The organism is Azospirillum oryzae, assembly GCF_008364795.1.
GTDB classification, from domain to species: Bacteria; Pseudomonadota; Alphaproteobacteria; order Azospirillales; family Azospirillaceae; genus Azospirillum; species Azospirillum oryzae.
The window spans coordinates 1,190,340-1,208,472 of the sequence record NZ_VTTM01000001.1 but is presented as its reverse complement, the minus strand read 5'-3'; the positions used below and the strand labels follow the sequence as shown (position 1 = coordinate 1,208,472).

20 protein-coding genes are annotated in these 18,133 nt (G+C 68.0%); 18 read left to right on the top strand and 2 right to left on the bottom strand.

Annotated features, from left to right (window positions below):
- Window positions 1-103 precede the first annotated feature (103 nt).
- Window positions 104-847, bottom strand: a complete 744-nt coding sequence (locus FZ938_RS05795; RefSeq protein WP_149197605.1) for a pyrimidine 5'-nucleotidase — start codon at window positions 845-847, stop codon at window positions 104-106.
- A gap of 237 nt (window positions 848-1,084) precedes the next feature.
- Between FZ938_RS05795 and FZ938_RS05790 the strand changes: the two genes are divergently transcribed.
- From FZ938_RS05790 to FZ938_RS05775, 4 genes are all read left to right on the top strand, one after another.
- Window positions 1,085-2,806 carry a sensor domain-containing diguanylate cyclase gene (locus FZ938_RS05790; RefSeq protein ID WP_149197604.1) on the top strand — a complete coding sequence of 574 codons (1,722 nt, stop codon included), beginning with the start codon at window positions 1,085-1,087 and terminating at the stop codon, window positions 2,804-2,806.
- Window positions 2,803-4,131 (top strand): DUF2336 domain-containing protein, encoded by a 1,329-nt coding sequence (locus FZ938_RS05785; protein ID WP_149197603.1) that lies wholly within the window; start codon window positions 2,803-2,805, stop codon window positions 4,129-4,131. The genes FZ938_RS05790 and FZ938_RS05785 overlap by 4 nt, the downstream gene beginning before the upstream one ends.
- Before the next feature lie 31 nt (window positions 4,132-4,162).
- On the top strand, window positions 4,163-4,795 hold the full coding sequence (locus FZ938_RS05780; RefSeq protein WP_149197602.1) for a hypothetical protein: 633 nt from the start codon (window positions 4,163-4,165) through the stop codon (window positions 4,793-4,795).
- A gap of 242 nt (window positions 4,796-5,037) precedes the next feature.
- On the top strand, window positions 5,038-5,559 hold the full coding sequence (locus tag FZ938_RS05775; RefSeq protein WP_246457540.1) for a hypothetical protein: 522 nt from the start codon (window positions 5,038-5,040) through the stop codon (window positions 5,557-5,559).
- Window positions 5,560-5,592: 33 nt separating this feature from the next.
- Here FZ938_RS05775 and FZ938_RS05770 read toward each other — a convergent pair whose 3' ends face one another.
- The gene (locus FZ938_RS05770; protein WP_149197601.1) at window positions 5,593-6,945 is read right to left on the bottom strand and encodes a pentapeptide repeat-containing protein; all 1,353 of its coding nucleotides are present in this window, start codon (window positions 6,943-6,945) and stop codon (window positions 5,593-5,595) included.
- Window positions 6,946-7,278: 333 nt separating this feature from the next.
- Between FZ938_RS05770 and ffh the strand changes: the two genes are divergently transcribed.
- The 14 genes from ffh to FZ938_RS05700 all read left to right on the top strand — a co-directional run bounded on the left by ffh (window position 7,279) and on the right by FZ938_RS05700 (window position 18,119).
- Window positions 7,279-8,664 (top strand): signal recognition particle protein, encoded by a 1,386-nt coding sequence (ffh, locus tag FZ938_RS05765; RefSeq protein ID WP_149197600.1) that lies wholly within the window; start codon window positions 7,279-7,281, stop codon window positions 8,662-8,664.
- 61 nt (window positions 8,665-8,725) lie between these two features.
- The gene (gene rpsP, locus FZ938_RS05760; protein ID WP_149197599.1) at window positions 8,726-9,082 is read left to right on the top strand and encodes a 30S ribosomal protein S16; all 357 of its coding nucleotides are present in this window, start codon (window positions 8,726-8,728) and stop codon (window positions 9,080-9,082) included.
- Between the two features lie 42 nt (window positions 9,083-9,124).
- On the top strand, window positions 9,125-9,706 hold the full coding sequence (gene rimM, locus FZ938_RS05755) for a ribosome maturation factor RimM (RefSeq protein ID WP_149197598.1): 582 nt from the start codon (window positions 9,125-9,127) through the stop codon (window positions 9,704-9,706).
- Window positions 9,707-9,765: 59 nt separating this feature from the next.
- Entirely contained in the window at window positions 9,766-10,512 is a 747-nt protein-coding gene (trmD, locus tag FZ938_RS05750; protein ID WP_246457893.1) for a tRNA (guanosine(37)-N1)-methyltransferase TrmD, read from the top strand.
- Between the two features lie 41 nt (window positions 10,513-10,553).
- Window positions 10,554-10,949 carry a 50S ribosomal protein L19 gene (rplS, locus tag FZ938_RS05745; protein WP_012973145.1) on the top strand — a complete coding sequence of 132 codons (396 nt, stop codon included), beginning with the start codon at window positions 10,554-10,556 and terminating at the stop codon, window positions 10,947-10,949.
- Window positions 10,950-11,050: 101 nt separating this feature from the next.
- Window positions 11,051-11,185 (top strand): 50S ribosomal protein L34, encoded by a 135-nt coding sequence (gene rpmH, locus FZ938_RS05740; protein ID WP_012973146.1) that lies wholly within the window; start codon window positions 11,051-11,053, stop codon window positions 11,183-11,185.
- Window positions 11,186-11,193: 8 nt separating this feature from the next.
- A complete protein-coding gene (rnpA, locus tag FZ938_RS05735) occupies window positions 11,194-11,580 on the top strand; it encodes a ribonuclease P protein component (protein WP_149197596.1) in 387 nt (128 codons plus the stop codon).
- A 15-nt stretch (window positions 11,581-11,595) separates the two neighbouring features.
- Window positions 11,596-11,925, top strand: a complete 330-nt coding sequence (gene yidD, locus FZ938_RS05730) for a membrane protein insertion efficiency factor YidD (protein WP_149197595.1) — start codon at window positions 11,596-11,598, stop codon at window positions 11,923-11,925.
- Between the two features lie 55 nt (window positions 11,926-11,980).
- Entirely contained in the window at window positions 11,981-13,708 is a 1,728-nt protein-coding gene (gene yidC / locus FZ938_RS05725; protein ID WP_149197594.1) for a membrane protein insertase YidC, read from the top strand.
- Between the two features lie 111 nt (window positions 13,709-13,819).
- Window positions 13,820-14,503 carry a ribosome biogenesis GTP-binding protein YihA/YsxC gene (gene yihA / locus FZ938_RS05720; RefSeq protein WP_149197593.1) on the top strand — a complete coding sequence of 228 codons (684 nt, stop codon included), beginning with the start codon at window positions 13,820-13,822 and terminating at the stop codon, window positions 14,501-14,503.
- A 13-nt stretch (window positions 14,504-14,516) separates the two neighbouring features.
- Window positions 14,517-15,803 carry a cation:proton antiporter domain-containing protein gene (locus tag FZ938_RS05715; RefSeq protein WP_149197592.1) on the top strand — a complete coding sequence of 429 codons (1,287 nt, stop codon included), beginning with the start codon at window positions 14,517-14,519 and terminating at the stop codon, window positions 15,801-15,803.
- 82 nt (window positions 15,804-15,885) lie between these two features.
- The gene (argB, locus tag FZ938_RS05710) at window positions 15,886-16,785 is read left to right on the top strand and encodes an acetylglutamate kinase (RefSeq protein ID WP_149197591.1); all 900 of its coding nucleotides are present in this window, start codon (window positions 15,886-15,888) and stop codon (window positions 16,783-16,785) included.
- Between the two features lie 19 nt (window positions 16,786-16,804).
- Complete coding sequence (locus FZ938_RS05705) at window positions 16,805-17,101, top strand: hypothetical protein (protein ID WP_149197590.1); 297 nt, start codon at window positions 16,805-16,807, stop codon at window positions 17,099-17,101.
- Window positions 17,102-17,132: 31 nt separating this feature from the next.
- Entirely contained in the window at window positions 17,133-18,119 is a 987-nt protein-coding gene (locus tag FZ938_RS05700; RefSeq protein ID WP_149197589.1) for a CorA family divalent cation transporter, read from the top strand.
- Window positions 18,120-18,133 lie beyond the last annotated feature (14 nt).

Below are 18,133 nucleotides of genomic sequence, written 5' to 3'. Positions count from 1 at the left end.
GGTCGTTCTGCTGTCGATTGTCCAAGGGACGGCACCATGGAGCCGCATTGCGCCCGCTGTCAACCATACCCGCGGCCGGGATTGGCCGGTTTGCGACAAAGCTCTAGAGGCCAGCCACCGCGGCCAGCCAGGAGGGAAGATCGTCCACGGTGTGGTCGATGTGGATCCCGGCGCCGACACCGGCCTTCTCGTATTCCTTCTCGCCGCGGACCCAGGCGGTGGTCATGCCCAGCGCGTGGGCGGGGGCGAGGTTGCGGGCGATGTCCTCCACCATGCAGGCGTCGGCCGGGTCGACGCCGTGGCGCTCCACCAGCGTGGCGTAGGGGCGGGGATCGGGCTTCGGCACGAAACCGCCGGCGGCGATGTCGAACACCGCCTCGAACCGGTCGAGGATGCCGAGCCGGCCGGCGACATTCTCGGCATGGCGGACCGAGCCGTTGGTGTAGATGATCTTGCGGCCGGGCAGGCGGCCGAGCGCATCGGCCAGCAGGGCGGAAGGTTGCACGCCGGTCACGTCGATGTCGTGGACATAGTCCATGTAGGCGACCGGATCGACGTCATGCTCCATCATCAGCCCGCGCAGCGTGGTGCCGTATTCGCGGAAGAACTGCTTCTGCCGCACCCGCGCCTCGTCCATGCCGATGTTGAAATGGGTGGCGATGAACTCGTTGATCCGGCGGTCGACCTGGGAGAACAGGTCGCAGGACGCCGGGTAGAGCGTGTTGTCGAGGTCGAAGATCCACACGGCGCGGTCGCGCAGGGCGGCGAGTGGATCGGTCGCGGAGCCGGAAGCGGAGCCGGGCGCCGGTGCGGCGGCCTTGTCCTGGGGGGAGGTCTGGACGGTCATCCCCCAAGAATGGGGCCGTCGGCGTGCCGCTGCAAGGCGCTTCACATGGTCGCAGCGCCGGCCGTTCCCTTGGGTCGAGCCGCCGCCATGAGGAGTCCCCCGCTTCGTTGGTTGATTGAAGATTAACCCCTAAAGAGGTAGCATGGGCCGGACCTTATAACGGTTTGCAGCCTAAGGTTTTTCGCCCCGCCCGCCTCGTGGCTCGTCCGCCTCGTGGCCCGCCCATCTGGGATCGCCGTGGACCTTCTCCTGACCACCGGTACTTCCGCCCCGACCGCCGGTTCGACCGGCCCCGTGACGCTGGTCGCGCTGTATCCCGGCCCGGCTCTGCGGCTGGATTCGGCCCTCGCCGTCGCCGAAGCCAATGCCGAGGCGGAAGACATGATGGACAGCGACCCGCGCTGGCTGCCGGAGCTGCGCAACTGGCTGTCGGGGTCCAGCGTGGCGCCGGGGCTGCGTTCGGTGCCGGTGGAATCCCTGCGCGGGATCATGATCGTCGAATGGGCCGGCGTGCCGCTGCCCGACGGTGGTTTCCTGCTGCTGGGCCGCGATGACACGCTGGAACGGCAACTGCGCCACACGCTGACCGAATCGCGGCGGCGCTACAAGGATCTGGTGGAGGTCTCCTCCGACTTCGCCTGGGAAACGGGACCGGACGGCACCTTCGTCTTCGTCAGCCATAAGGGCGCGCTGGGCTATCCGGCCGACGCCCTGATCGGCCGCGACCCGCGCAGCCTGGCGCTGGAGGATGCGGAAGACCTGCCGATGCCGTTCGACTGCCGCCGCGCCGTCGATCAGTCCGAGCTTTGGCTGAAGAGCGCCGACGGCACGCCGGCCTGCATCGTCGCCTCCGCCCTGCCGCTGTTCGGGCCGCAGGGCGACTGGATCGGCGCCCGCGGCGTCTGCCGCGACGTGACCGAACAGGTGCTGCGCTCCAACGAACTGGCGCGCATCCGCTATCGCGAACGGCTGCTTGGTCACATCGTCCACACCCTGCGCGACCGGCTCGACGCCGCGGAAGCGCTGGTGGTCGCCGCCACGGAGACGGCGCGGGCGCTCAGCGCCGACGGCTGCCGCATCTACCGGGCGGAGGAGGGGGGCGGCAGCTCCGGCGCCCCGGGCGGCGGTCGTGTCGCCCTGTCGCTGGTGGCGGAGTTCGGCGCGGAGTTGCCGGAGGTCGGGACCGCGCTGCTCGACCGCATCGCCAACGGCGAAGGGCAGCTGGCCGACCGGCTGGGCGACGTGCAGCTGATCGGCGAGCGGACCGAATACCGGCAGGCGGTGAACGGCGCGCTTCTGGTCTGGCGCACCGGCGATTCGGAGCCCTGGGACGACGACGACCGCCAGCTGATGTCCGGCGTGGCCGACCATATCGGCATCGCGCATGCCCATCTCGCCTATCAGGAGCGGCTGCGACGCCTGTCGGAGCGCGACGGGCTGACCGGCCTGTTCAACCGCCGCACCTTCTTCGAACGGCTGGAGGAATCGATCTCGCGGCCGGACAGCGGGCCATCGGCCCTGCTCTATGTCGACCTGGACAATTTCAAGGCGGTCAACGACCTGCATGGACACCAGCAGGGCGACACGGTGCTGAAGGCCATCGGCACGCTGCTGACCACCGGGGTGCGGCCGGGCGACCTGCCGGGACGGTTGGGCGGCGACGAGTTCGTGCTGTGGCTGGGCCGCACCGACGAGGAGAAGGCGCGGATCGTCGCCGATCGGTTGCTGAACGGCATGCGTGACCTTGCCCACCTGTCGGCAAGCCCGGAGAAGCCGCTGGGTCTGTCGATCGGCATCGCCGTCCATACCCCCGGCCGCGGCGAGACGGTGCGCGAGTTGACCGACCGCGCCGATGCCGCCATGTACGACGCCAAGAAGAGCGGCAAGGGTCATTACGCCCTGGCGCCGGTCTTTCAGACCTCTTCGTCCAACATTTCCGCCGCGGAGCCCGCCCCGTGACCCCGCCTGCCTCCCCGCGACCCGAGATGCTGGACCCCGCCGATTACGAATCCGCCAAGCGGATGGTGCAGAGCGAGGACCCGGCGGTCCGCCGGAAGGTCGCCGAACATCCGAAGACCCGGCCGGAGCTGCTGTATTTCCTCGCCGCCGATGCCGCGGCCGAGGTGCGGCGCGCCATCGCCACCAATGCCGGCACGCCGCGGCAGGCCGACCTGCTGCTGGCCAAGGACCGCGAGGTCATGGTGCGGCAGGCGGTGGCGCGGAAGATCGCCCGCCTGCTGCCGGAGCTGTCGGCCGATCAGGCGATCCAGATCGAGCGGCTGACGGTGGAATGTCTGGAAACGCTGGCCCGCGATCAGGCGACGGAGGTGCGCGGCATCCTCGCCGAGGCGCTGAAGGACCTGCCCAACGCCCCGCACGGCGTCATCAACCGGCTGGCCCGCGACGTGGAGCTGTCGGTCTGCGCGCCGGTCCTGCAGCATTCGCCGATCCTCACCGAAGAGGATCTGACCGACATCATCATGAAGGGGCCGGTGCGGGGCGCGATGACCGCCATCGCCAGCCGGCAGAACGTCTCGGCCTCCGTCGCCGACGCAATCGCGCGTTCGGACGACGAGGCTGCGGTGACGGCGCTGCTCGGCAATCCGTCTGCCCAGATCCGCGAAGAGACGCTCGACCGGATCCTCGATCAGGCGCCGCAACACGAGCCCTGGCATTCGCCGCTGGTCCGCCGTCCGCGGCTGCCGGCCCGCGCGGTCGCGCGGCTGGCCAGTTTCGTCGCCGACAATCTGCTGAAGGTTCTGCAGGACCGCGACGATCTCGACCCCGCAGCGGCGCGCGGGCTGGTGGAGGCGGTGCGCCAGCGGGTGGGGCAGGCGGCGGCCGGCACGGCGCCCGGTCAGCCGCTTGGCCCGGTCGATTTCGGCGAGGAGGCGGTCGGCGGTGCCGCCGGGCCGGAAAAGCCGGTGGAACGTCCCAGCGACAAGGCGGCGCGCCTGAACAAGGAAGGCAAGCTGACCGAGAAGCTGATCGAGGGATCCATGGTGGAGGGCGACCGCGGCTTCGTCATGGCGGCGTTGGCGGAGCTGTCGCAGATCCCGCTGCCGGTGGTCGACCGCATCGTCGCCACCCATGCGCCGCGCGCCGTCACCGCGCTGGTTTGGCGTGCCGGGCTGACCATGCGCTTCGCTCGGCAGGTCCAGTTGCGGCTTGCCCAGATTCCGCCAAAAACGGCGCTTAATGCTCGTGACGGTACGCACTATCCGATGACCGATGAAGAGATGCGCTGGCAGCTCGAATTCTTCGGCGTCGAGGAGAAGGCGTGACGTTTCCAACCGTTTTCGGGTTTTCCCTGGCATGCGTGTCGCTTTCCTCGCCTTCTTCGTCGTCCTGATCGCAGCATCCGCCAGCTTCGCCGCCCCGCCGCGCGAAACGCCGGAGGAGCGCGAGGTCGCCGCGACCTTCGACGCCGCCCGCAATGCGCTAGCCGAAAAGCGGGGGTCGGCGGTGATCGGGCTGCTCACCCGCAACTCGGTCAAAGCGCTGGAGTCGGTGCGCGACGCCGCCCGCCAGCCCGGCGACGCGCCGCTGCAGCGGCTGGAGCCCGCGGAGCGCTTCGCCGCCATGGGCCTGCGCCGCTATCTCGGCCCGTCCGAACTGCGCCGCATGTCGGTTGGCGACATCGCCAACCATGCGCTGAAGGCCGGCTGGCTCGGCCCCAACGTCATCTCCCGCAGCTCCCTGGGACCGGTTCGGGTCAAAGGCGACCGGGCATCGGGCCTGCTGATGGTCGACAGCCGGCCGGCACTGGTTCCGGCCGACTTCGTGCGCGAAGGCGGGGCGTGGCGCATCGATCTTTCCAGCGTCTTCTCCTTCGGCAGTCAGATGCTGAAGGGCTTCGCCGCCATGTCCGGCAAGGACGAGACCGCCTATATCGACGAACTGCTCGACCGGCTGCCGGCCAAGCCGGGGGCGATGAGGACGCACTGAGCCGGCGTGCCGTACTCCGTCCGGCATTAATCCCCTTGGCCGCGTCCATCCGCGCGATTGCGGCGATTCAAGAGATTGCGTAGACTCGCGTCCGCTTCCACCAAGTGTTGGCGCCGATGATGACCGCACCGGAAGAGTCCAGTTTCCTGCCAGCCCCCGGCCGATCCGTGCCCTGCGGCGCGCATTTTTGTGCCGCGGTGCTGGAGCTTGCCGCCCGGCGCGGGGTCGGAGTGTCGGCGCTCGTGACGGCCGCTTTGCTGCTGGCGCCGGAGGGAGCCGCCGACCCCGGAATGCGCGACTCGGGCGGGGAAGCGGTGCTGGAGGTGGAGGGCGTGGAGTCCTGCGACGCGGCGATCCGCAGGGCGCTGGCCGCCGCCCTGGCGCTCGCCGATCCGGGCGCCCGTATCCTGCCGGCCGAAGACGTGCGCCGGCTGGAGGCGGCGGTGGAGACGCTCGGCTACCGCAACAAGACGCTGGCCCATGCGCTGCAGCGCCTGTCCTTCCAGCCGCTCGACGGTCAGATCACCGAAGTGCGTGACGCGGCGCAGCTGTTCGGTTTCGTCAATGAATGGTGTTTCGACGAGGATCAGGTGCGGCGGCGTTTCCGCGAACTGGCGCCGGTTTATCACCCCGACACCGGCATCGTTGCCTGCCGCGAGCGGATGGGCCAGCTGATCGACGCCCGCAACCTGCTGGTCCACCATGTCCGCAGCGTTTACAGCTCCGGCGACTGGCTGGCGAAGCGGGGCGGAACCCCGATCTGAGCCGAACCTGACCCTGATCCTGCCCGGACCGCGTCAGCCGGCCAGCCCGATCGCCTCCTCGACGATCGCCTGATCCAGCGTGGCGCCGTCCAGCACGGCCCCGGTCAGGTCGGCGCCGGTCAGATCGGCCTCGCTGAGATTGGCGCCGGTCAGGTCGGCCCCGGCCAGATTGGCGCCGGCGAGGTTGGCCTTGCGCAAATCGGCCTTGCACAGCAGTGCCATGCCCAGACGGGCACGTTGCAGGTTGGCGCGCCAGACATGTCCGCTCATCGTCTGGATATGGACCGGGCCGAGTTGGGCGCCGGTCAGGTCGGCGCCGGTCAGGGTGGCGCGTTCGAAATTCACCCCGCGCAGGTCGGCCTTCGACAGGTTGGCCTTGCGCAGGTCGGCCAGCGACAGGTCGGCTATCGCCATCGACGCACCCGACAGGTTGGCGCCGCGCAGCGCGATGCATTGCAGGATCGCCGCCGACAGGTTGATGCCGTCCAGCTTGCGGCCCGAGAGGTCCAGCGCCGACAGGTCGGCGCGCTTGCCGGCCTTGCCGCCGCTGTCGATCCAGGTCAGATGCTCCATCAGCATCTCGCGCAGGTCGTCTTCCGGGTTCTCCAGCGTCTTGGCCAGCACCGCCGCCTGCAGGTTGGGCGAGCGCATCTGGGCGGCGTCGAGGATCGCGCCGATCAGGGTGGCGCCGCTGAAATTGGTGCGGTTGATGGCGCAGCCGGTCATCACCGCCCCCGACAAACGGGCGCCCGACAGGTTGGCCTCCGTCAGGTCGGCGTCGGTCAGGTCGCAACCGGTCAGGTTGGAGCCGGTCAGGTTGGCCCGCATGAACTTCGTGCCGCGCAGGATGGCATCGGTCAGGTCGGTCTGCATGACGAAGGCGTTGGCGATCTTCGCCCGCGACAGGTCGGCGCCGCGGATGGTCGCCGCCGTCAGTTCCGACGTGAGGACCGAATCCTCATACTCTTGCGCGTACATCTCGCCGCTGGCGTCGTAATGCAGCAGCGTGCCGTCGCGCAGATCGACCTCCACCAGCGTCGCCTCGCTCAGCACCGCGCCGCGCAGGCAGGCGCCACGCAGGTCGGCCCGCCGCAGGTCCGCCTTTTCCAGATTGGCGAGCCGCAGGTCGGCGGCATAGAGGTTGGCGTTGGCGAGGTTGGCGCCGGTCAGCCGCGCGCTGAACAGCTTGGCGCCCGACAGGTCGGCGTCGGACAGGTCGATGCCGGACAGGTCGAGATGCGACAGGTCGCGCATCTTCAGGTTGGCGCGCACGCCGCCGGGCTGGCTTTTACGGAATGCCTGGTGCCGCAACAGGATCGCGTTGAGCTGGCTCTGTGTCAGCTTGGTTCGCGGACTGTTGGACCCAAAGCCTTGGGCGGACGACATCGCCGGCATACCTTCTGTATTTGGTAACCCATAATCCGAAAGAGTCGCCAAAAATTGGTTAAGGTCCGATCCTTTGTGACAAGATTGAGGCCGATAACCGCCTCCCCGCAAGGGAGACCTTCGGCGGGAGGCGAAAGGTCGCTTGCAACGGTTGACTCGGCCTGCCCGCTTCTCTATGGTCCGCCGACCTGTCTTCCGCCAAGTCGATAGACCGGGTACCCCGGCCCCATGCCGGGTATCTCCGCCAGTCCGCGAAATTCGCGCACTGGCGCTTTCGTGCTTGTGCGGGTGGCGGCTCTGACGCTGGACCCGGAACTGGGGAACGAGTAACGCATGTTCGAAGGCCTGACCGGACGCCTGGGCGACATCTTCGACAAGCTGCGCCGCCGTGGCGCGCTGACCGAGGAGGACGTCTCCGCAGCACTGCGCGAAGTTCGCGTGGCGATGCTGGAGGCCGACGTCGCGCTGCCCGTCGTCAAGCAGTTCGTCGCCCAGGTGAAGGAACGCGCCGTCGGGCAGGAGGTGCTGAAGTCCGTCACCCCCGGCCAGCAGGTCATCAAGATCGTCCACGACAACCTCGTGGAGATGCTGGGCGAAGGCGCCGAGATCAACCTGAACGCCGCCGCCCCGGTGCCGATCCTGATGGTCGGCCTGCAGGGCTCGGGCAAGACCACCAGCACCGCCAAGATCGCGCTCCGTCTGAAGACGAAGGAGCGCAAGAAGGTCCTGATGGCCTCGCTGGACGTCCGCCGTCCGGCCGCCCAGGAACAGCTGAAGGTTCTGGGCGAGCAGACCGGCGTCGCCACGCTGCCGATCGTGCCGGGCCAGGACCCGGTCGCCATTGCCAAACGCGCCATCGAGACCGGCCGTCTCGAAGGCTATGACGTCGTCATGCTCGACACCGCCGGCCGCCTCGCCATCGACGAGGAGCTGATGGCGGAGGTCGCGGCGGTCCGCGACGCGACCAAGCCGGTGGAAACCCTGCTGGTCGCCGACGCGATGACCGGCCAGGACGCCGTCACCGTCGCCACCAATTTCAACGACAAGGTCGGCATCACCGGCATCGTGCTGACCCGTATCGACGGCGACGCGCGCGGCGGTGCGGCCCTGTCGATGCGCCAGATCACCGGCAAGCCGATCAAGCTGCTGGGCGTCGGCGAAAAGATCGACGCGCTGGAGCCCTTCCACCCCGACCGCATCGCCGGCCGTATCCTCGGCATGGGCGACGTGGTGTCGCTGGTGGAGAAGGCCGTCGAGACCATCGACAAGGACGAGGCCGAAAAGCTCGCCCGCAAGATGGAGAAGGGCCAGGGCTTCGACCTCGACGACATGGCGATGCAGCTGAAGCAGCTCCGCAAGATGGGCGGCATGTCCGGCCTGATGGGGATGCTGCCGGGCATCGGCAAGATCAAGGACCAGCTGAAGGACGCCAACGTCGACGACGGGATGATCAAGCGCCAGGAGGCGATCATCTCCTCGATGACCAAGGCGGAACGCAAGAACCCCGACATCATCAAGGCTTCGCGCCGCAAGCGCATCGCCGCCGGTTCCGGCACCTCGGTGCAGGAGGTCAACAAGCTGCTGAAGCAGTTCGAGACCATGCGCGGAATGATGAAGCAGGTGCAGAAGCTTGGGAAGAAGGGGATGCTGCGCGGCGGCCTCGGAAATCTGCTGCCGAAGGGACTCGGCGGCTTCGGCGGGAAGGGGCCTTTCGGCTGACCTGACCGCCAATCGAAATCACCTGATACCTGTTTGACTTGAGAAGAGAAAGTTTCGACCAATGGCTCTGAAGATTCGTCTGGCTCGCGGTGGTGCGAAGAAGCGTCCGTTCTACTCGATCGTCATCGCGGACGCCCGCAGCCCGCGTGACGGCCGCTTCATCGAGAAGATCGGCACCTACAACCCGATGCTGCCGCGCGAGCACGAGCAGCGCATCATCCTGAACGCCGAGCGCGCCAAGCATTGGCTGTCGGTTGGCGCCCAGCCGACGGACCGCGTGGTCCTCTTCCTGGCCAATGCCGGCCTGGTCGAGAAGCCCGCCGTCCGCGAGACCCCGAAGAAGTCGGCTCCGAAGGCCAAGGCGCAGGAGCGTCTGAAGGCCGAGGCCGCCGCTGCCGCCGCCGCGGCTGAAGGCTGAGTTCAGGGTTGAGGTCGTGACGACGTGCCGGGTGCTCCTTCGATGACCGCCAAAATCTGTGTCGGCCAGTTCGCGGGATCGCACGGCGTGCGGGGGCTGGTGAAGCTGCGCAGCTTCACCGCCGAACCCGCCGACGTCGTGACCTATGGCCCGCTGTCGGACGAAGCCGGCGCCCGCCGCTTCACGGTGACGCTCCAGGGCATGGTCAAGGACAATTTCCTGGCCAAGGTCGACGGGGTGACCAGCCGCGAACAGGCCCAGGCGCTGGCAGGTGTGCGGCTTTATGTGGACCGCGACGCCCTGCCGGCGACGGAGGACGGGGACGAGTTCTACCACGCCGACCTGATCGGCCTGCGTGCGGAACTCGCCGACGGAAGCCTCTACGGCACGGTGAAGGCGATCTACGACTTCGGCGCGGGCGACGTGCTGGAGGTCAGGACCGCCGCCGGGCCGCTGGAGATGCTTCCCTTCTCCAAGGCCTGCGTGCCGGTGGTGGATGTCCGGGGCGGTCGCATCGTCGTCGATCTTCCGGCCGTGATCGAAGCCCGCGAGGGTTCCGATGACGAGGCGGACGAGGGCGAGGGGGAAGAGGGCGGAGACCAGAGCGGGGGAGCGGGGCCGTGAATCACGGCGCCGACGGTCCGCGGGTCTGGACGGCCAAGGTTCTGACGCTGTTCCCGGAAATGTTTCCGGGGCCGCTCGGCCACTCGCTGGCCGGCAAAGCGCTGGAAAATGGAGTCTGGGCACTGGAATCGGTGGACATTCGCTCGTTCGCGCGCGATAAACACCGCTCCGTCGACGACACCCCCTTCGGCGGAGGGGCCGGCATGGTCATGCGGCCCGACGTGCTGGACGCGGCTTTGACCGCGACGGCGGGACCTGTGGGGGCACCGGGACGCGGCCGGGCGATTTATCTGTCGCCTCGCGGACGGGTGCTGAACCAGGAACTGGTCAAGGAGCTGGCCGCCACCCCGGTGGTGACGCTGCTCTGCGGCCGGTACGAAGGGGTGGACCAGCGGGTCCTCGATGCGCACGGCCTCGAAGAGGTCAGCCTCGGGGATTTCGTGCTGTCCGGCGGGGAACTCGCCGCGCTCAGCCTGATGGATGCCGTGGTGCGCTTGCTCCCCGGCGTCATGGGCAACGCGGAGACGGCGGGCGAAGAGAGTTTCGAACGGGGGTTGCTCGAATACCCCCACTACACCCGGCCGGCGGTCTGGACCGACGGGCAGGGTGTGGAACGCGCGGTGCCGGAGGTTCTGCTCTCCGGTCACCACGGAAAGGTCAAGGCCTGGCGGCTGGCCGAGGCGGAGAGGATCACGGAGGCCCGACGGCCGGACCTGTGGTCGCTCTACCAGGCGAGCCGTCCGGCAGAAACTGTTACGAACAAGGGTCGGCGGCAGGCTCGCCGGCGCGACCCGAAACCGGAGTGACGGTCCGCCGCGAGGCGCGCCGATAGAAAAGGGGTAGTGCTATGAACCTGTTGCAGCAGCTCGAGCAGGAGCAGATCGAGAAGGCCCTCGGTGGCAAGACGATCCCGGAGTTCTCCTCGGGCGATACCGTCCGCGTGAACGTGAAGGTCGTCGAAGGCACGCGCGAGCGTGTCCAGGCCTATGAGGGCGTCGTGATCGCCCGCAAGAACGCCGGCCTGAACAGCTCCTTCACCGTTCGCAAGATCAGCTACGGCGAGGGCGTGGAGCGCGTGTTCCCGCTGTACTCCCCGCGCATCGACTCGATCGAGCTGGTCCGCAAGGGCGCCGTCCGTCGCGCCAAGCTGTACTATCTGCGCGATCTGCGCGGCAAGGCCGCCCGCATCGCCGAGCGCACCACCGGCCGCGGCATGGTCAACGGCCGCCGGGCTGCCGAGTAAGGCGCCTTTCGGTTCGTTTCAGGTTCATAGGTTCGGCGCCCGGCCTTCCGGCTGGGCGTCTTCTTCCCGTCACCATCAGCAAAGCTTAAGGAGTAGGCGCCATGAAGCGCACGTTCCAGCCCTCCAAAATCGTGCGTAAGCGTCGTCATGGCTTCCGCGCCCGTATGGCCACCGTCGGCGGCCGCAAGGTGATCGCCCGCCGCCGCGCCCGCGGCCGCAAGGTTCTGAGCGCCTGATCCCCGCGATGGCGGCGCCGGACCACGAGGTCGGGCGCCTGATGCGGCGGCCGGAATTTCTGGCCGTGGCCGGGACACGGCGAAAGCATGTGGCTCCCGGCCTGATCCTCCAGGTGCGCCGGCACGATGACAAGCAGCGGCCCGCCGTCGGCGGTCCGCCGATCCGTTTCGGTTTGACGGCGAGCCGCAAGGTCGGCAACGCGGTGGTGCGCAATCGCGCCCGCCGCCGTTTGCGTGAGGCCGCGCGGCAGCTTCTGTCCACCCATGCCGCTCCAGGCCATGATTTCGTCCTGGTCGCGCGTGGCGGTACCGCCGAACGACCCTGGACCGACCTGCTCGGCGACCTGACCGCCGGGCTGAAGCGCCTTGGCCTCTGGCGCGAGGCGGAAGGGTAGGAGGCCCGCGACGTCATGTTTCGCATCGCCGGCCTCAGCCCGCTCGCGCACCTGCTCCGCGCGCTCGTTTATCTCTATCGCTGGACCTTGTCGCCCTTCGTGGGCTGGCATTGCCGTTTCCAGCCGACCTGCTCCTGCTACGCCATCGAATCGCTGGAAAAGCACGGCGCCATCCGGGGGGGATGGTTGACGGTGCGCCGGCTCGGGCGTTGCCATCCCTGGGGCGGGTCGGGCTGGGATCCCGTGCCCGATCCCGTCCCGCAGGGGGCGCCGCAGGCGTCCCATCGCTGCGGCCTGCGGGAAAAGGGGCATGCGGCGGTTGCCCAGCCCGGCGAAAACCCGTAACAAGGCCGCGCACACGCCGCCCTTCTTCCAAAGGCCCCACGGCAACCGGGACGCCATGACCGACCAACGCAACCTCATCATCGCGATTGCCCTGTCGATCGCCATCCTTCTGGGCTTCCAGTATTTCTACGAGAAGCCGCGGGTGGAGCAGCAGAAGCAACTCGCCGCCCAGCAGGCCGCCCAGACGGAGCAGTCGGTGCCGGTGCCGGCCCCCGGCGTGCCCGCCCAGCAGCCCCCCGCCACGGCAGAGGTCGCGAAGGAGCGCCCCGCGCTGCTCGCCGAGCAGATGGCGGCCGGCACCCGCGTGAAGATCGACACGCCGGCCCTGCACGGGTCCGTCAATCTCGTCGGCGGCCGCATCGACGACCTGACGCTGGCCCAGTACCACGAGACCCCGGACCCCAAGAGCCCGGAGATCGTGCTGCTGGCCCCGGCCGGCACGCCCGCCGCCTATTATGCCGAGTTCGGCTGGGTGCCGCAGGGCGCCGGCATCGCCACCCCGACCGCGACCACCCGCTGGACCGCCGACGGCACCGCTCTCACCCCGGAAAAGCCGCTGACCCTGACCTGGGACAACGGCCAGGGGCTGGTGTTCGAGCGCAAGATCGCCGTCGACCCGGACTTCATGTTCACGGTGACGCAGACCGTGCGCAATACCGGCTCCAACCCGGTCACCCTGCTGCCCTACAGCCTGGTGTCGCGCAGCGGCACGCCGCAGACCTCGGGCTACTACATCCTGCATGAGGGCCCGCTCGGCGTCTTCAACGGCTCGCTGACCGAAGAGAAGTACGACGACGTCCGCAAGGCCGGGTCGATCGCCAAGGAGACCACCGGCGGCTGGGTCGGCATCACCGACAAGTACTGGCTGGTGTCGCTGGTGCCCGACCCGAACGAGAAGGTCACCGCGCGCTTCCTCTACAACCAGGTCGCCAACACCGACCGCTACCAGACCGACACCATGGGTGCCCCGGTCACCGTCGCGCCGGGTGCGTCGGTGGAGAACACCGGCCGCCTGTTCGCCGGCGCCAAGCAGGTGAAGCTGCTCGACAGCTACTCCGAAAAGCTGAACATCAAGAATTTCGACCTCGCGATCGACTTCGGCTGGTTCTACTTCCTGACCAAGCCGTTCTTCTACGCGCTGGATTTCCTGGGCCGCGTCATCGGCAACTTCGGCATCGCCATCCTGGTGCTGACCGTCTGCGTCAAGGCCGTCTTCTTCCCGCTCGCCAACAAGTCCTATCAGGCGATGAGCAAGATGAAGGCGCTGCAGCCGAAGATGCAGGAGCTGCGCGAGAAGTTCAGCGACGATCAGGCGCGCATGAACCAGGAGCTGATGGCGCTGTACAAGCGCGAGAAGGTCTCCCCGGTGTCGGGCTGCCTGCCGATCCTGATCCAGATCCCTGTCTTCTTCTCGCTCTACAAGGTGCTGTTCGTGACCATCGAAATGCGGCATGCGCCGTTCTTCGGCTGGATCCACGATCTGTCCGCGCCCGATCCGACCAACCTGTTCACGCTGTTCGGTGTCATTCCCTGGGACCCGCCGCACCTGCTGCATCTCGGCCTGTGGCCGCTGATCATGGGCGTGACCATGTGGTTCCAGCAGAAGATGAACCCGGCCCCGCCGGACCCGGTCCAGCAGAAGGTGTTCCAGTTCCTGCCCATCGTCTTCACCTTCATGCTCGCCGGCTTCCCGGCCGGTCTGGTGATCTACTGGGCCTGGAACAACACCCTGTCGGTCCTGCAGCAGTGGACCATCATGAAGCGCATGGGTGTGAAGGCCTGATCGGCCCGATCCCTCCTCTGCCCAGTTTCTGAGACCTGCCGCCGGCAAAGATCCTTGACGGGCCTTTGCCGGCGGTATGTTTTTCAGATCACCCCAACGAGAGCACCCGTCATGACCACTCCCGACACGCCGACCCCCAACACCCCCAGCATCGTTTCGGGCTTCGACGAGGCCGCGCTGGAGGCCGGGCGGCTGCTGTTCGCCAAGGAGTGCGACTTCGTCTGGGGCGCCAACGCGCTGAACCAGTTGCCGGAAGCTGACCTGCCCGAGGTCGCCTTCGCCGGACGGTCGAATGTCGGCAAGTCCAGCCTTGTCAACGCGCTGACCGGGCGCAAGACGCTGGCCCGCACCTCCAACACGCCGGGGCGCACGCAGCAGCTCAACTTCTTCAACCTCGGCAACCGGCTGAAGCTGGTGGACATGCCCGGCTATGGCTATGCCAAGGAGTCGAAGGAGAAGGTGGAGGCGTGGAACGACATGGTCCGCCGCTTCCTGCGCGGCCGCGTCACCTTGCGCCGGGCGCTCGTGCTGATCGATTCGCGTCATGGGCTGAAGCCCAACGATCATGAGATCATGGAAATGCTGGACCGCACGGCGGTGCCCTATGTCGTCGTGCTGACCAAGGCGGACAAGGTGAAGGCCGCGGATCTGGACAAGGTGCGCCGCGACACCCAGGCAGGGCTGAAGAAGCATCCCGCCGCCTTCCCGGACATCCATGTCACCAGTTCGGAGAAGGGCGACGGCATCGCCGAATTGCGCGCCAGCTTGGCCGCACTTGCACTGGCCGCCGACTGAAGCGGTCACGGCGATGGGCGGTGTCTCTCCCGCGCTCCTGTTCCTGATCCAGGCCCTGCTGCTGATCGCCGGGCCCTTTCTGCTTTGGCGGCTTGGCGGCGGGCGCCATGTCGCGCCGATGGTGGTGATCCAGATCCTGTTCGGGGTGGCGCTGGGTCCGTCGCTGCTGGGGCGGCTGGTGCCGGAGCTGTGGGGCGTGCTGTTCGCGCCGGCGGCACTGGCGCCGCTGTCCGGTCTGGCCCTGATGGCCGTCGTCTTCTTCGCCTTCCTGACCGGCCTGCATCTCGACCCCGCCGAGTTCCGTGGCCGGGGTGGAGCCTTCGCCACCGTCGCACTGTCCAGCATGCTGGTGCCGACCCTGCTGGGCGGAGCCTTGGGTTGGTGGCTCGCCGGCGCTTTTCCCGCCATGACCGGGCCGAACGCCACCCCCGGCCTGTTCGCCGCCGGCTTCGGCATCTGTGTCGGCGTTACCGCCCTGCCGGTGCTGGGCGCCATCCTGCGCGAGATGGATCTGCTGGGCGACCGGGTCGGGCGTCTGGCGCTGGGCTATGCCGCGGTCAACGACGCGCTGCTGTGGCTGCTGATCACCGCGGTTCTGGCATGGTCGACGGCCGATGGCGGGGACTCCTGGGCGGTTGCGAAAGTCGGGCTGCTCGGCTTCACCTATGTCGGGGTTACGGTCCTGGTCGTGCGCCCGCTGCTCGACCGCCTGCTGGAACGGGTGGCGCCGGACGGGCGGATGGGCGACACCGCGGTGGTGGTGACCTGTGCCGCGCTGCTGGCGTCGGCGGCGGTCACCGAACTGATCGGTCTGCATTATATCCTGGGCGCCTTCATCGCCGGCAGCGCCATGCCGCGCCGCTACGCCGCAGCGATACTCGACCGGCTGGAGCATTTCTCCACCCTGATCCTGCTGCCATTCTTCTTCACCCTGACCGGGCTGAAGGTGACTCTGACGCTCGACGACCCGGCGCAATGGACGGTCTTCGCGCTCGCCAGCCTTGCGACCCTGGCTGGCAAGATGGCCGGCACAGCGCTGCCGGCCCGGCTGACCGGAGAGACTTGGCCGGACGCGCTGAGGCTCGGCACGCTCATGCCCTGCAAGGGGCTGATGGAGGTTATCGTTCTGACCGTCCTGCTTGAAGCGGGCGTGCTGTCCGGCCCCTGTTTTTCGGCGATGGTGTTGATGGCGGTGGCCGTCACTGCGCTGACGCAGCCGATAACGCGGCTGGTCGGATTGTGGCATCCGGCCGGCAGCACGGCGGCGGCGAGCGCGGGTGGTCGGCGCGGGGGTATGTGACCGTTAAATTGCCCCCTAGGCAACTGGCCGGCCTTTCCGTTAAAGAAGCCCAACCGTCCACCCCGACAAAGGGCATCCTCCCGTGCAGACTCCCACCCGTGACGAGTGGCTCGCCAAGGCCCGTACCCTGTCCGAAGCGTTGCCCTACATGCGCCGTTATGCCGGGAGCACCTTCGTCATCAAGTACGGCGGCCATGCGATGGGCGACGCCGGCCTGGCGGAGCTGTTCGCGCGCGACATCGTCCTGCTGAAGCAGGTCGGCATCAACCCGGTGGTCGTCCACGGCGGCGGGCCGCAGATCGGCCAGATGCTGGAGCGGCTGAAGATCAAGTCCAGCTTCATCGACGGCCTGCGCGTCACTGACAAGGAGACGGTCGAGGTGGTCGAGATGGTGCTGGCCGGCTCCATCAACAAGCAGATCGTCGCCGCCATCAACAGCGCCGGCGGCCGGGCCGTCGGCCTGTCGGGCAAGGACAGCAACCTGATCACCGCCCGCCGGCTGGAGCGCGTGCAGCGCGACCCCGACAGCAACATCGAGCGGGTGCTGGACCTGGGCTTCGTCGGCGAACCCTACAAGGTGAACCCGGAGATCCTGCAGGCGCTTGCCAAGTCGGACATCATCCCGGTGATCGCTCCGGTCGGCTTCGACGTGAACGGCGACACCTATAACATCAACGCCGACACGGCGGCCGGTGCGGTCGCGGCAGCGGTGAAGGCGGCGCGCTTCTTCCTGCTGACCGACGTCGCCGGCGTGCTCGACAAGGAAAAGAAGCTGATCGAGAAGATGTCGCTGGAGGATGCCCACAAGGCCATCGCCGACGGCACCGCATCGGGCGGCATGATCCCGAAGATCGAGACCTGCATCGGCGCGGTGGAGCAGGGCGTCGATGCGGCTGTTATCCTGGATGGCCGCGTGCCGCATGCGCTGCTGCTGGAGATCTTCACCGAAGGCGGCGCCGGCACCCTGATCGGCAAGGCCTGACTCCATAAGCGGGGGACTGATGAGCGACCTGCGCAAGGACCTGCTCCGCCAGATGAAGGCCATCCGTGAGAAGATGGACCCGAAGTTGGTGGAGCGTGCCCGGCTGGCGGCGTTGGGCAAGGTCCCCTATGACAGCGACGCGGCGAAGGAGGCGGTCGGCCATTTCCTTGATGCCAAGCGGGATGGCGGCGCCTTCCGCCGCAAGCTGGAACAGGCGCTGAAGGCCGAGGGCGCGGCGCTGGACCTCGATGACGGGGAGAGGGCGCCGCCTGCGCAACCGCCCGCGAAGCCGAGACGCGGCGGCCGGGTGACGTAACGCCGTCTCGATTTACGCAAGGAGCACCGCCTTGCTGCATGTCTTCGTCAATGACGGCGGTCTGCTCCGCTGGGCCAGGGAGGCTGCCGCGGACGAGGCGGCGCCGCTGCCCGACTCCGCCGTGTGGCTCGACCTCATCAATCCGACGTCCGAAGAGTTGGCGCGTGCGGAGGTGCTGATCGGCACCGGCCTGCCCACCCGCGAGCAGATGGCGGAGATCGAGGAATCGAGCCGTCTGCGCATGGCCGGCGGCGCCTTGACCATGACCGTCACCGCGCTGGTCTGGGCCGACACCGACGAACCGCGCATCGCCACCGTCAGCTTCGTGCTGGCCGGGCGGCGGCTGGTGACCATCCACGACATCGATCCGCAGGCGCTGCTGGCCTTCCGCCGCCGCGCCACCCATGGGGAGATCTCGGCCGCCCGTGGCGAGGTGGTTCTGGCGGCGCTGGTGGATGGGATGATCGACCGGACCTCCGTCGTGCTGCGGCGGACGGGGGTGGAGTTGGATGCGCTGAACCGCCGCCATTTCCGCGGGCGCAAGCTGCGCTCGCGCGGCGAAACGCTGGACGATGCCCAGACGCTGAAGCGCATCGGCCATGCCGGGCATCTGATCGGCAAGGCGCGGGTCAGTCTGGCCAGCCTTACCCGCATGACCGATTTCCTGGCGCGCGGCGATGGCTGGAATTCGGGCAAGGCGACGCGGCGCTGGGCCAAGACCACGCTGCAGGACCTGCGCGGGCTCGACCAGTATGCCCGTTTCCTGGCCGGCAAGGTCGCTTTGGCGCTGGATACGGCGTTGGGGCAGATCAACGTCGAGCAGAACGAGATCGTCAAGATCGTGTCGGTGCTGACCGTCCTGCTCTATCCGCCGACCCTGGTCGCCAGCATCGGCGGCATGAACTTCACCGACATGCCCGGCAGCGATTCGCCCTTCGGCTATGCCAGCGCCCTGGGGCTGATGCTGCTGTCGGCGTTGCTGCCGATGGTCTATGTGCGGTCGAAACGCTGGATGTAACGCGTTTCCACAAT